Genomic DNA, 12,305 nt, shown 5'->3' on the forward strand with positions numbered 1-12,305 from the left:
GCCCCCGATTGGACCCCTGCCGCTTACCCCGGGACTCCGGTGCGGCATCCTTGTGACAGATCACACTGTTTGGATCGTCCGGCAAAATGGGGAACACGGTCCCCTGGCACACCGGGGAGAAAGATCCCCTGAGCAGGTCGACAAGGAGAGAACTCGTGGACGACGTTCTGCGGCGCAATCCGCTCTTCGCGGCGCTCGACGACGAGCAGGCCGCGGAGCTCCGCGCCTCCATGACGGAGGTGACGCTCGCACGCGGCGACTCGCTCTTCCACGAAGGCGACCCCGGCGACCGCCTGTACGTGGTCACCGAGGGCAAGGTCAAGCTGCACCGCACGTCCCCCGACGGTCGCGAGAACATGCTGGCGGTGGTCGGCCCCGGCGAGCTCATCGGCGAGCTGTCGCTCTTCGACCCGGGCCCGCGCACCGCGACGGCGACCGCGCTGACCGAGGTCAAGCTGCTGGCCCTGGGCCACGGCGACCTCCAGCCCTGGCTGAACGCGCGGCCCGAGGTGGCCGGCGCCCTGCTGCGCGCCGTCGCCCGGCGCCTGCGCAAGACCAACGACCAGATGTCCGACCTGGTCTTCTCCGACGTGCCGGGCCGTGTCGCCCGCGCCCTGCTGGACCTCTCGCGCCGCTTCGGCGTGCAGTCCGAGGAGGGCATCCACGTCGTGCACGACCTGACGCAGGAGGAGCTGGCCCAGCTGGTCGGCGCGTCCCGCGAGACCGTGAACAAGGCCCTGGCGGACTTCGCCGGGCGCGGCTGGCTCCGCCTGGAGGCGCGCGCGGTCATCCTGCTGGACGTGGAGCGCCTCGCCAAGCGCTCACGCTGACCGCGGGCACGGCTCCGTACGCGACGCGCCGAGAGGGTCCCGTCTCCTGGGAGGCGGGACCCTCTCGCACGTCCACGACCTGCCGCTGCCCTCGCCGCGCGCCCGGAAGGCGGCGCCCTGCGTGGAGACAGGTCCGTGGTCCGGACGGGCCCATGGCCCGGACGAGCCCGCGGCCGGACGAGCCCGTGGTTCAGATGAGGCCGTGCTCGCGCAGGTATTCCATCTGGGCCCGGACCGACAGCTCCGCCGCGGGCCACAGGGAGCGGTCGACGTCCGCGTACACATGGGCGACGACCTGGGCGGGGGTGCGGTGGCCGTCCTCGACCGCCGTCTCGACCTGGGCGAGCCGGTGGGCGCGGTGCGCGAGGTAGAACTCGACGGCGCCCTGGGCGTCCTCCAGCACGGGACCGTGACCCGGCAGGACCGTGTGCACGCCGTCGTCGACCGTGAGGGACCTCAGCCGCCGCAGGGAGTCCAGGTAGTCGCCGAGGCGGCCGTCGGGATGGGCCACGACCGTGGTGCCGCGGCCCAGGATGGTGTCGCCGGTCAGCACCGCCCGGTCGGCCGGCAGGTGGAAGCACAGGGAGTCCGCGGTGTGGCCGGGCGTCGGTACGACCCTCAGCTCCAGGCCGCCCACAGTGATCACGTTCCCGGCGGCCAGGCCCTCGTCGCCCAGCCGCAGCGCCGGGTCCAGCGCCCGCACCTTGGTACCGGTCAGCTCGGCGAAGCGGGCGGCGCCGTCCGCGTGGTCGGGATGGCCGTGGGTGAGCAGGGTCAGGGCTATGCGCTTGCCCGCCCGCTCGGCCGTGTCGACGACCGCCCGCAGATGGCCCTCGTCCCGCGGGCCCGGGTCGATCACCACGGCCAGGTCGGAGCCGGGTTCCGAGACGAGCCAGGTGTTGGTGCCGTCCAGGGTCATGGCGGAGGGGTTGGGCGCGAGGACGTTGACGGCCCGGGCGGTCGCGGGACCGGTGTGGACGCCGCCCCGGGGCTGACCGGGGAGCGTTGCTGCGTCCGTCATGCGAGGGGACCTTCCTGGACGTCGGTCGTACGGGCGGTACGGGATCCCTGGAAACCCCGCCCGGCCGTACAAGAACCCCGCCCGGTCATGCCGGGGCCCCGCCGGCCGGGATGTGCTTGGTGAACTCGTCGTGGCCCGGCCAGGACAGCACGACCTCGCCGTCCACGAGGCGGGCCCGGGCCAGCACGGGGGTCAGGTCGCGCTCGCGCGCTCCCGTGAGTGCCTCGGCGGCGGTGTCGTACGCGGTCAGCCCGCGCAGCGTGGCGATGGTGGGCGGCATCATCAGCAGCTCGCCCCGGTCGTACGAGGCCGCCGCGTCGGCGGGGCGGATCCACACCGTGCGGTCGGCCTCCGTGGAGGCGTTCCGGGTGCGCTGGCCCTCCGGGAGGGCGGCCACGAAGAACCAGGTGTCGTAGCGGCGGGACTCGAACTCGGGGGTGATCCAGCGGGCCCACGCGCCCAGCAGGTCCGAGCGCAGGGTCAGGCCGCGGCGGTCGAGGAACTCCGCGAAGGACAGCTCGCGGGCGACCAGCGCGGCCCGGTCGGCCTCCCACTGCGGGGCCGTGGTGTCGCCGACGACGGAGTCCGGGGTGGGACCGGCGAGCAGCACGCCCGCCTCCTCGTACGTCTCGCGCACGGCCGCGCAGACGATCGCCTGGGCCGCCGCGTCGTCGAGGCCGAGCCGGTCCGCCCACCACGCGCGCGTGGGACCCGCCCAGCGGACCTGGTGGTCGTCGTCACGGGGGTCCACGCCGCCGCCCGGATAGGCGTACGCGCCCCCGGCGAAGGCCATGGAGGCGCGTCTGCGCAGCATGTGGACGACGGGCCCGGAGCCGGCGTCCTTCAGGAGCATCACCGTCGCCGCGCGCCTGGGAGCGACCGGCGTGAGGGTGCCGTCCGCGAGCGCGCGGATACGGGCCGGCCAGTCCGGGGGAAACCACTGCCCATTCGCCATGGGCGGAGGCTATCCCGTGGTGCGCGAATGTTCGAGAGGTGCCCGAGGCCCGTGCCCGCAGGTGACCGAGGTCCCTGTCGGCAGGCACCCGAGGCTCGTGCCCGTAGGCACCCGCGGCCCATGCTCGCGATCCGGGCCCGCGGGCAGCCCCCGAGGCCAGGACCGGTCAGGACGCTGTCCCGGGACCTCCTGAGCCCGCCCGGGACCCTCCTGGGAGCCTTCCGGAATACTCCTGGGCCCTTCGGGGGCCCTCCCGAGGCTCCGCTACGGCAGCAGCTCGACCTGGATCTCGACCTCGACCGGCGCGTCCAGCGGCAGCACCGCCACGCCGACCGCGCTGCGCGCGTGCACGCCCCGCTCGCCGAGGACCTCGCCCAGCAGCTCGCTGGCGCCGTTGACGACACCCGGCTGGCCCGTGAAGTCGGCCGCCGAGGCGACGAAGCCGACGACCTTCACCACGCGCGCGACGCGGTCCAGGTCGCCCACGACGGACTTGACGGCGGCCAGCGCGTTCAGCGCGCAGGTGCGGGCCAGCTCCTTGGCCTCCTCCGCCGTGACCTCCAGACCCACCTTGCCGGTGACCGGGAGCTTGCCCTCGACCATCGGCAGCTGGCCCGCGGTGTAGACGTGGGAGCCGGACCGCACGGCCGGCTGGTAGGAGGCCAGCGGGGGCACGACCTCCGGCAGGGTCAGCCCCAGCTCGGCCAGCTTCGCCTCGACCGCGCTCATCCCTGCTTCTCCCGCTTGAGGTAGGCCACCAGCTGCTCGGGGTTCGGCCCGGGCACGACCTGGACGAGCTCCCAGCCGTCCTCGCCCCAGGTGTCCAGAATCTGCTTCGTGGCATGGACGAGCAGCGGCACGGTTGCGTATTCCCACTTGGTCATGGGGCCGACTGTATCCGCTGTTGTCCACAGCCTCCCGCGTAGCCCGAGCGCGGACTGGTTAGGCTCGAAGGCGTGAGCAGGCTCCAGGTCGTCAGCGGCAAGGGCGGGACCGGAAAGACCACGGTCGCCGCCGCCCTCGCGCTTGCCCTCGCCACGGCGGGGAAGCGAACGCTTCTCGTCGAGGTCGAGGGTCGGCAGGGCATCGCACAGCTCTTCGAAACGGAGGCGCTGCCCTACGAGGAACGGAAGATCGCGGTCGCTCCCGGGGGCGGGGAGGTGTACGCCCTGGCCATAGACCCCGAACTGGCCCTGCTGGACTACCTCCAGATGTTCTACAAGCTCGGCGGCGCGGGCCGGGCCCTGAAGAAGCTCGGCGCCATCGACTTCGCCACCACCATCGCGCCGGGCCTGCGGGACGTCCTCCTGACCGGCAAGGCGTGCGAGGCGGTGCGGCGCAAGGACCGCGCCGGCCGCTTCGTGTACGACTACGTCGTGATGGACGCGCCGCCCACGGGTCGCATCACCCGCTTCCTCAACGTGAACGACGAGGTGGCCGGCCTGGCGAAGATCGGCCCCATACACAATCAGGCGCAGGCCGTGATGCGGGTGCTGAAGTCCGCCGAGACGGAGGTGCACCTGGTGACGCTGCTGGAGGAGATGCCGGTCCAGGAGACCGTCGACGGCATCGCCGAACTGCGCGGGGCGCGGCTGCCGGTGGGACGCGTCATCGTGAACATGGTGCGCCCGCAGGTTTTGGACGGGCTCGACCTGGAACGCGTACGGGCCGTGCCGCGCACCGCGCTCGCCCGGTCCCTGTCCGCCGCCGGTCTCGGCGGCGCGCGGCGCGGCGGCAACGCCGAGCGGCTGGTGGATCCGCTGCTGGAGCAGGCCGAGGAATACGCAGAACGGTATCTGCTGGAGCAGGAGCAGCGGTCCGTCCTCGGTGAGCTCGGCCTGCCGCTGCACGAACTGCCGCTGTTCGCCGAGGGCATGGACCTGGCGGGCCTGTACGAACTGGCGACCGAGCTGCGGAAGCAGGGGATGTCATGAGCCCGGACCCGGCCCACGCGCACGAACCGTCCCGCCGGCTGGCGCCCGCGCCCCTGCTCGACATCGATCCCCTGCTGGACGATCCCGGCACCCGGATCGTGGTCTGCTGCGGCTCGGGCGGTGTCGGCAAGACGACGACCGCGGCGGCCCTCGGGCTGCGGGCCGCCGAGCGCGGCCGCAAGGTGGTGGTCCTCACCATCGACCCGGCCCGGCGCCTGGCGCAGTCCATGGGCATCGACTCGCTCGACAACGTCCCGCGCCGGGTGAAGGGCACGGAGGGCGACGGCGAGCTGCACGCGATGATGCTCGACATGAAGCGCACCTTCGACGAGGTCGTCGAGGGGCACGCGGACCCCGAGCGGGCGGCCGCGATCCTGGCCAACCCCTTCTACCAGTCGCTCTCGGCGGGCTTCGCGGGCACGCAGGAGTACATGGCGATGGAGAAGCTCGGCCAGCTGCGGGCCAAGGAAGAGTGGGACCTCATCGTCGTCGACACCCCGCCGTCGCGCTCCGCGCTCGACTTCCTGGACGCGCCCAAGCGGCTCGGCTCCTTCCTCGACGGCCGCCTGATCCGCCTCCTGACGGCCCCGGCCAAGCTGGGCGGGCGCGCGGGCATGAAGTTCCTGAACGTCGGCATGTCGATGATGACCGGCACGCTCGGCAAGCTGCTGGGCGGTCAACTGCTCAAGGACGTCCAGACGTTCGTGGCCGCGATGGACACGACCTTCGGGGGATTCCGCACCCGCGCGGACGCCACGTACAAGCTGCTCCAGGCACCCGGAACGGCGTTCCTGGTGGTCGCGGCCCCGGAGCGGGACGCGCTGCGCGAGGCCGCGTACTTCGTGGAGCGGCTGGCCGCGGAGCGGATGCCGCTCGCCGGTCTGGTGCTCAACCGGGTCCACGGCAGCGGCGCCGAACGGCTGTCGGCCGAACGGGCGCTCGCCGCCGCGGAAAATCTTGAGGAGCGCCGCATTGTGGATCAGGGGGACGGGAAAGCTGGACTTCGTAACTCTCCCGACACGTACGGCAGTTCAGATGCTCCCGTTTCCGGCGTCTCCGGCGCTTCCGACGCACCGGCTTCCGGCGACGGCTCCCCCACCGGCCCGGAGCGGTCCGGGCCGGGTTCGTCGCAGACCGGGCCCACCGAGCCCGCGGAGGCCACGGACTCCGCGGACCCCGGGCGTTCCGTGGACCAGCTCACCGTCGGCCTGCTGAGGCTGCACGCGGACCGTATGCAACTGCTCTCCCGAGAGCAGCGCACACGGGACCGTTTCACCGCGCTGCATCCCGAGGTAGCGGTGGCCGAGGTGGCCGCGCTGCCCGGCGATGTGCACGACCTCTCGGGGCTGCGGCACATCGGAAACCGGCTCGCGGACAACCAACGGGAACTGCCGGAGGCGACTGCCTGACACCTACGACGCGTAACCGGAGGCCTTCCGCCACCTGCTCCATGGCACCCATCACCCCCACGGCGTCCATGGCGCCCGTGGCACCTCCCTGGCACCCGGCATCGGCCAAGGGCGCACCCGGCCCTGAAAGGGGTGCGCCTGCCGACCCGGTACGGGGGACGCCCTCAGGTCATCGAGGAAGGCGCCCTCGATCCGCCGAGGAGGGTGCCCTCGATCCATGGAGGGACATGCCCTCGGGCCGCCGTCGAGGGAGGTGCCCTCAGGCGGCCGACACAAGTGCCCTCAGCTCACCGCCGCGTAGTTCTCGTACACCTGGTCGTCGTCGAGCGGCACCAGGCCCACCCCCCGCTCGTACTCGAGACGGGCGGTCTCGAGCAGCCGACGCCACGAAGTGACGGTCGGCCGGCGGCGCAGCAGCGCGCGGCGCTCCCGCTCCGTCATGCCTCCCCACACGCCGAACTCGACGCGGTTGTCGAGCGCGTCGGCCAGACATTCGGTGCGTACCGGGCATCCGGTGCACACCGCCTTGGCCCTGTTCTGCGCTGCTCCCTGAACGAACAGTTCATCCGGATCGGTAGTGCGGCAGGCCGCCTGCGCACTCCAGTCGGTTACCCAGCCCATACCGGCGCCGTCCTCTCCCGAATCGAGGCTCCCCCACGGCGGCAGCGGCATATTCACCGCCGCCAGTTGAGGACGTTACGGAAGGTGGGCACAGCGCAACACCCCCTTCGGGCCCAATCTTGAATGGCCCGAACGGACTATGGGTAAGCGGCAGATCACCCGGGGGAGTGAGCTGACGACATGTGCGACATACCCGACAATTGGGGACGGTTCTGTTGCGCCACAACGGACGCCAGATGGCACACAAGGCGAATTCGGGCACACTCAACACGTCGCGACAAAGAAAGTCGCGCGGACCCGGAACGTTTCGGGTCCGCCGGACGTATTGATACGTGGCCGCGCTGCTGTGACAGTTGGGAGCAGCTTAGGCCAAGGCCTATACGCGTGTCCGGCGAATGAGAACGTAGGCTGCCCTCATGCCAAACAAGCGCTCGGGCGGTGGCCTCTCGCCCATGCAGCAGGCCGCCAAGTTCCTCGGGGTCAGTGTGCTCGCGGGAGTGGTGCTGGCCGGCATCGCGCTGCCCGCGGCCGGGGTGTTCGGCCTGGCGGCCAAGGGATCGGTCGAGGGGTTCGACGAGATCCCGGCCAACCTCAAGCGCCCACCACTCAGCCAGCGCACCACCATCCTGGACAGCAAGGGCGGCCAGATCGCTCAGGTCTACTCCCGTGACCGCACGGTGGTCGACCTCAAGGACATCTCGCCGTACATGCAGAAGGCGATCGTCGCGATCGAGGACTCGCGCTTCTACCAGCACGGCGCGATCGACCTGAAGGGCGTCCTGCGCGCCCTGAACAAGAACGCGCAGAGCGGCGGGGTCTCCCAGGGCGCCTCGACGCTCACGCAGCAGTACGTGAAGAACGTCTTCGTGGAGGAGGCCGGCGACGATCCGACGAAGGTCGCGCAGGCCACCCAGCAGACCCTCGGCCGCAAGGTCAAGGAACTGAAGTTCGCGATCCAGGTCGAGCAGGAGCTGGGCAAGAAGAAGATCCTCGAGAACTACCTGAACATCACCTTCTTCGGCGAGCAGGCCTACGGCATCGAGGCCGCCTCGCAGCGCTACTTCAGCAAGCACGCCAAGGACCTCACCCTCCCCGAGTCGGCGCTGCTGGCCGGCATCGTCCAGTCGCCGAGCCGCTACGACCCGGTCAACGACGAGGCGGAGGCCACCAGGCGGCGCAACGTCGTGCTCCAGCGCATGGCCGAGGTCGGCGACGTGTCGCAGGCGGAGGCCGACCAGGCGAAGAAGGCGCCCCTGCGCCTGAAGATCACCCAGCCGCGCAACGGCTGCATCACGGCGGTCAAGGGCGCCAACTTCTTCTGCAAGTACGTCGAGCAGGTCTTCCTCAACGACCCGGTGTTCGGCGCCTCCCGCGAGGAGCGCGCCAAGGTCTGGAACCAGGGCGGCCTCACCGTCCGCACGACGCTGGACCCGCAGGCCCAGCAGTCCGTGCAGGCCTCGCTCAAGAAGCACGTCTACCAGTCGGACGCGGTCGCCGCGGCGTCGGTGCTGGTCGAGCCCGGCACCGGCAGGATCATGGGAATGGGCCAGTCGAAGCCGTACGGCTACGGCAAGAACGAGACCGAGATCAACTACTCGGTCGGCAACGCCATGGGCGGCTCCAACTTCGGCTTCCCGACGGGTTCGACGTTCAAGCCGTTCGTGGCGGCGGCCGCGCTGGAGCAGGGCCGGCCCCCGACGCAGCAGTACTCGGCGCCGTACAAGATGGAGTACCCGAGCCCGGTCCAGACGTGCGACGGCCGGCCCTGGACCAACCAGGACCACACCCAGGTCGAGAACGAGAACGAGTCGGAGAAGGGCCCGTACCGGATGAAGGAGGCGATGGCGAAGTCCATCAACACCTACTTCGTCCAGATGATCTCCGACATCGGCCTGTGCCCGGTGGCCAACATGACCGACAAGCTGCACGTGGTGCAGGGCGACGGCAGCAAGCTGCCCGAGAAGCCCGCCATCGCGCTGGGCTCGATCGGCCTCTCGCCGCTGACGATGGCGAGCGCCTACGCCGCCTTCGCCGACCGGGGCACCTACTGCACGCCGGTCGCCATCCAGTCGATCACGCAGCGGGTCGGCAACCGCGAGAAGTCGCTCGCCGTCCCGAAGACGACGTGCTCGCGGGTGATGTCCCAGAAGACCGCGGACACCGTGAACACCCTGCTGCAGGGCGTGGTCGACTCCGGCACCGGTCAGCAGGCCGGTCTGTCCGACCGTGACAACGCGGGCAAGACGGGCACCACGGACGAGCGCAAGAACGCGTGGTTCGTGGGCTACACGCCCAACCTGTCGGGCGCGGTGTGGGTGGGCAGCGCCACCCAGAAGGTGAAGATGATCAACATCCGCATCGGCGGTGTGTTCAACTCCCTGGTCTACGGCGGTCAGGTGCCCGGCCCGATCTGGCGGGACGCGATGACCGGCGCCCTCGCGGGCAAGCCGGCGCCGTCCTTCAACCTCATCGACATCCCGGACCCCGAGAAGGACAACAAGGGAAAAGGAAACGGGAAGGGCCCCGGCGGCCCCACCGGCGGCACCGGTGACATCGGCGGCCTGATCGGCGGCGGCACCAGCGACGGCGGCACCTTCCCGACTCCGACCTTCTCCCTCCCCGACGGCTTCATACAGGGCCAGAGCGGATCCAACGGAAACGGCATCGGGGGGCGGAAGGGCTGACGCGGGAGCGCGTGAGGCTCTGACGTCACCGGGCGCCGTACCGGGAGACACGGACAAGGGCGCCGGCAGCGGGTAGCTGCCGGCGCCCTTGTCGTTCGGTGAGCGCGCCGCAGATGTGCGGAGCCGGAGCTGCGGCGCGGCTCAGCCGGCCAGCAGCCTCTTGACCACGGCGGCGACGCGCCCGCCCTCGGCCTGGCCGGCGACCTTCGGGTTCACGATCTTCATGACGGCGCCCATGGCCCGCGGACCCTCCGCACCGGCCGCCCTGGCCTCCTCGACGGCCTGCGAGACAATCCGGTTCAGCTCCTCGTCGGACAGCTGCTTGGGCAGGTACGCGGCAAGCAACTTGCCCTCGGCCTTCTCCCGCTCGGCCTGCTCGGGACGACCGCCCTGCGCGAAGGCGTCGGCGGCCTCGCGGCGCTTCTTGGCCTCCTTGGTGATCACCTTGAGGACCTCGTCGTCGGAGAGCTCGCGCTTCTCCTTGCCCGCGACCTCCTCCTTGGTGATCGCGGTGAGCGTCAGCCGGAGCGTCGAGGAGCGGAGCTCATCGCGCTCCCTGATCGCGGCGTTGAGGTCTTCCTGCAGCTTCGACTTGAGCGTGGTCATGGGTCCGATTGTCGCAGGTGCGCCGACACACCCGCGCGCCGATTTCCCGGGGCACACCCGAGCGTTGACCCCTCGCCGCCGTTCCTTCGATCTCCCGAACGATTTCCGCTGCGCCGCACGGGCCTGACACGATGGACCCATGCGCGCGCGATACGGAGTACCCCTGGGCATCACGGCGGTCGCGGCCGCCGGTCTTCTCTACTCCGCGGGCTTCGAGGCCCGCTCCTTCCGTCTGCGGCGGGTGACCGTCCCCGTCCTGCCCTCCGGGATGCGCCCCCTGCGTGTGCTGCAGGTCTCCGACATCCACATGGTCGGCGGCCAGCGCAAGAAACAGCGCTGGCTGCGCTCGCTGGCCGGCCTGCGCCCGGACTTCGTGATCAACACCGGGGACAACCTCTCGGACCCGGAGGGGGTGCCGGAGGTCCTGGACTCGCTGGGCCCCCTGATGGACTTCCCGGGGGCGTACGTCTTCGGCTCCAACGACTACTACGGCCCCAAGCTCCGCAACCCCGCCCGCTACCTGATCGAGAAGGCCCAGGGCCGGCACGGCCTGAACGGCAACACGCCCGCGGTCGGCGTCGTGCACAACCCGTGGGAGGACCTGCGCGACGGCTTCGACGCGGCGGGCTGGCTCAACCTGACAAACACGCGCGGCATCCTGAAGGTCGAGGGTGTGTCGGTGGAGCTGACGGGCCTGGACGACCCGCACATCAAGCGGGACCGCTACGCGCGGGTGGCGGGCGGCCCCTCGGGCTCGGCGGACTTCTCCATGGGCGTGGTGCACGCGCCGTACCTGCGCGTCCTGGACGCCTTCGCGGCCGACGACTACCCCCTGGTCCTGGCCGGCCACACCCACGGCGGGCAGCTCTGCATCCCCTTCTACGGGGCCCTCGTGACCAACTGCGACCTGGACACGGACCGTGTGAAGGGCCTGTCCACCCACACGGCCGAGGGCCGCACCTCCTACCTGCACGTCTCGGCGGGCTGCGGCACCAACCGCTACACCCCGGTCCGCTTCGCCTGCCCACCGGAGGCGACGCTGCTGACGCTGGTGGGGCGGGAGTAGGGAGCCCTGGGCAGGTCTCCGGACGGGGCCTGCCCCAACCCGGCACTGCGCCAGCCGGTCCGGGCCGGGCCGGGGGTCCCACGGCACCCGGCAGACCCGGAACCGCCTCGGCCGGTCCGGTCCGGGGAGCCACCCGGACGACCCGGAAGTGCCTCGGCCGGTCCGGTCCGGGGAGCCACCCGGACGACCCGGAACCGTGCCCCCCGGCGCCGACCTGCCGTAACTCGGACAGCGCACCCGAATCGCCCCGTTCATCCCCTCTCCATACCGTGAGGGCATGACCGCCCCGATCCCCAGGGACATACCGGATCTCCCAGCGATCCCGGGCATACCCGTCCTGATGCCCTCCGCCGTCCCCGCGACCGCGGTGGTGGAGCCCACCCGACGCCCCTGGACGGCGCTCCACCGCCTGCTGGTCGCCGCGGCGACCGCGGCCGCCGTCGCCGTCGAGGTGGCCATCGGCCCCCCGGCCCACGTCCTGAGCCACTTCGCGATCCAGGCCGCCATCCTGCTGGCCGCCGTCATGGCCTCCTCGGCCCGCAGAGCGTGGACCGCCCGCCGCCCCCTGCCCTCGGCACTGACCGGCGCGGCGCTGCTCTACGTCATCATCGCGGGCCTGGTCTACCACCTGCTCCTGACCCGCACGGCCACGTCGTTCTCCCTGACCGGCGCACCGGGCACCCACACGATGTGGCAGGCGGCGGCCGGCGCGATCATCCACACCGCGGCCCCGGTGGCGGCACTCCTGGACTGGCTCCTGCTGACCACCCCCGACCGCCTGCACCTGCGCCAGACGGCCACCTGGATGCTGTATCCCCTGGCCTACCTGGCCTTCTCCCTCACCCGAGGCGAACTGCTCCACCCCGGTGCACCGGGCCGCTACCTGTACCCATTCCTGGACGTCGTCCGGCACGGCTACAAGCACGTCCTCGGCAACGCCCTGCTCCTGGGCCTCTCCTTCTACGCCCTGGCCGTCCTCCTCGTGGCCCTGGACCACACCCGCCCGAACCCCGTCCGCCGTCGCTACAAAACCGGATTTCGTCTCCGGCCACCGGTGGGCTAAAGTAAACGTCGTCGCCGCGGCAACGCAGTGACATCGGGGTGTAGCGCAGCTTGGCAGCGCGCTTCGTTCGGGACGAAGAGGTCGTGGGTTCAAATCCCGCCACCCCGACAGAGAAA

The 12,305-nt window shown here is 71.2% G+C and carries 12 protein-coding genes and 1 tRNA gene; 7 read left to right on the forward strand and 6 right to left on the reverse strand.

The annotated features are described in order from the left end of the window. Positions 1-155: 155 nt before the first annotated feature. The gene (locus ACIQ9G_RS18320) at positions 156-830 is read left to right on the forward strand and encodes a Crp/Fnr family transcriptional regulator (protein WP_356184612.1); all 675 of its coding nucleotides are present in this window, start codon (positions 156-158) and stop codon (positions 828-830) included. Between the two features lie 190 nt (positions 831-1,020). On the opposite strand, the gene ACIQ9G_RS18325 is transcribed toward ACIQ9G_RS18320, so the two are convergent. The 4 genes from ACIQ9G_RS18325 to ACIQ9G_RS18340 all read right to left on the reverse strand — a co-directional run bounded on the left by ACIQ9G_RS18325 (position 1,021) and on the right by ACIQ9G_RS18340 (position 3,690). Continuing rightward, positions 1,021-1,851: an MBL fold metallo-hydrolase gene (locus tag ACIQ9G_RS18325; RefSeq protein WP_403610345.1), complete on the reverse strand. Its 831-nt coding sequence runs from the start codon at positions 1,849-1,851 to the stop codon at positions 1,021-1,023. A gap of 85 nt (positions 1,852-1,936) precedes the next feature. After that, entirely contained in the window at positions 1,937-2,806 is an 870-nt protein-coding gene (locus tag ACIQ9G_RS18330; RefSeq protein WP_403610348.1) for an NUDIX hydrolase, read from the reverse strand. Positions 2,807-3,070: 264 nt separating this feature from the next. Beyond that, a complete protein-coding gene (locus ACIQ9G_RS18335; protein WP_403610350.1) occupies positions 3,071-3,535 on the reverse strand; it encodes a RidA family protein in 465 nt (154 codons plus the stop codon). Beyond that, positions 3,532-3,690, reverse strand: a complete 159-nt coding sequence (locus ACIQ9G_RS18340) for a DUF4177 domain-containing protein (protein WP_073947089.1) — start codon at positions 3,688-3,690, stop codon at positions 3,532-3,534. Before ACIQ9G_RS18340 ends, ACIQ9G_RS18335 begins: the two co-directional genes overlap by 4 nt. Positions 3,691-3,762: 72 nt before the next feature. Between ACIQ9G_RS18340 and ACIQ9G_RS18345 the strand changes: the two genes are divergently transcribed. Next, positions 3,763-4,740: an ArsA-related P-loop ATPase gene (locus tag ACIQ9G_RS18345; RefSeq protein WP_403610353.1), complete on the forward strand. Its 978-nt coding sequence runs from the start codon at positions 3,763-3,765 to the stop codon at positions 4,738-4,740. Then, on the forward strand, positions 4,737-6,149 hold the full coding sequence (locus tag ACIQ9G_RS18350; RefSeq protein WP_403610355.1) for an ArsA family ATPase: 1,413 nt from the start codon (positions 4,737-4,739) through the stop codon (positions 6,147-6,149). Before ACIQ9G_RS18345 ends, ACIQ9G_RS18350 begins: the two co-directional genes overlap by 4 nt. 282 nt (positions 6,150-6,431) lie before the next feature. On the opposite strand, the gene wblA is transcribed toward ACIQ9G_RS18350, so the two are convergent. Further along, positions 6,432-6,770: a transcriptional regulator WblA gene (wblA, locus tag ACIQ9G_RS18355; RefSeq protein WP_356184958.1), complete on the reverse strand. Its 339-nt coding sequence runs from the start codon at positions 6,768-6,770 to the stop codon at positions 6,432-6,434. Positions 6,771-7,186: 416 nt separating this feature from the next. On the opposite strand from wblA, the gene ACIQ9G_RS18360 reads away from it, so the two are divergent. Continuing rightward, complete coding sequence (locus ACIQ9G_RS18360; protein WP_403610358.1) at positions 7,187-9,454, forward strand: transglycosylase domain-containing protein; 2,268 nt, start codon at positions 7,187-7,189, stop codon at positions 9,452-9,454. Between the two features lie 141 nt (positions 9,455-9,595). Here the strand turns inward: ACIQ9G_RS18360 and ACIQ9G_RS18365 are convergent, their stop codons facing one another. Then, entirely contained in the window at positions 9,596-10,060 is a 465-nt protein-coding gene (locus tag ACIQ9G_RS18365) for a GatB/YqeY domain-containing protein (protein WP_403610361.1), read from the reverse strand. 139 nt (positions 10,061-10,199) lie between these two features. Between ACIQ9G_RS18365 and ACIQ9G_RS18370 the strand changes: the two genes are divergently transcribed. From ACIQ9G_RS18370 to ACIQ9G_RS18380, 3 genes are all read left to right on the forward strand, one after another. Further along, positions 10,200-11,126 (forward strand): metallophosphoesterase, encoded by a 927-nt coding sequence (locus tag ACIQ9G_RS18370; RefSeq protein ID WP_403610363.1) that lies wholly within the window; start codon positions 10,200-10,202, stop codon positions 11,124-11,126. A 277-nt stretch (positions 11,127-11,403) separates the two neighbouring features. Then, the gene (locus tag ACIQ9G_RS18375) at positions 11,404-12,189 is read left to right on the forward strand and encodes a Pr6Pr family membrane protein (RefSeq protein WP_403610365.1); all 786 of its coding nucleotides are present in this window, start codon (positions 11,404-11,406) and stop codon (positions 12,187-12,189) included. 34 nt (positions 12,190-12,223) lie between these two features. Then, positions 12,224-12,297, forward strand: a tRNA-Pro gene (locus ACIQ9G_RS18380). The last annotated feature ends 8 nt before the right edge of the window (positions 12,298-12,305 follow it).

The sequence above is a fragment of the Streptomyces sp. NPDC096152 genome (assembly GCF_044763235.1).
In the GTDB taxonomy this organism is placed as follows: Bacteria; Actinomycetota; Actinomycetes; order Streptomycetales; family Streptomycetaceae; genus Streptomyces.

Bases quoted from the DNA above. Each gene is read 5' to 3' on its own strand.
- ACIQ9G_RS18325 (WP_403610345.1), bottom strand. From the start codon at position 1,851: ATGACGGACGCAGCAACGCTCCCCGGTCAGCCCCGGGGCGGCGTCCAC.
- ACIQ9G_RS18330 (WP_403610348.1), bottom strand. From the start codon at position 2,806: ATGGCGAATGGGCAGTGGTTTCCCCCGGACTGGCCGGCCCGTATCCGC.
- ACIQ9G_RS18335 (WP_403610350.1), bottom strand. From the start codon at position 3,535: ATGAGCGCGGTCGAGGCGAAGCTGGCCGAGCTGGGGCTGACCCTGCCG.
- ACIQ9G_RS18340 (WP_073947089.1), bottom strand. From the start codon at position 3,690: ATGACCAAGTGGGAATACGCAACCGTGCCGCTGCTCGTCCATGCCACG.
- ACIQ9G_RS18350 (WP_403610355.1), top strand. From the start codon at position 4,737: ATGAGCCCGGACCCGGCCCACGCGCACGAACCGTCCCGCCGGCTGGCG.
- wblA (WP_356184958.1), bottom strand. From the start codon at position 6,770: ATGGGCTGGGTAACCGACTGGAGTGCGCAGGCGGCCTGCCGCACTACC.
- ACIQ9G_RS18360 (WP_403610358.1), top strand. From the start codon at position 7,187: ATGCCAAACAAGCGCTCGGGCGGTGGCCTCTCGCCCATGCAGCAGGCC.
- ACIQ9G_RS18365 (WP_403610361.1), bottom strand. From the start codon at position 10,060: ATGACCACGCTCAAGTCGAAGCTGCAGGAAGACCTCAACGCCGCGATC.
- ACIQ9G_RS18370 (WP_403610363.1), top strand. From the start codon at position 10,200: ATGCGCGCGCGATACGGAGTACCCCTGGGCATCACGGCGGTCGCGGCC.
- ACIQ9G_RS18375 (WP_403610365.1), top strand. From the start codon at position 11,404: ATGACCGCCCCGATCCCCAGGGACATACCGGATCTCCCAGCGATCCCG.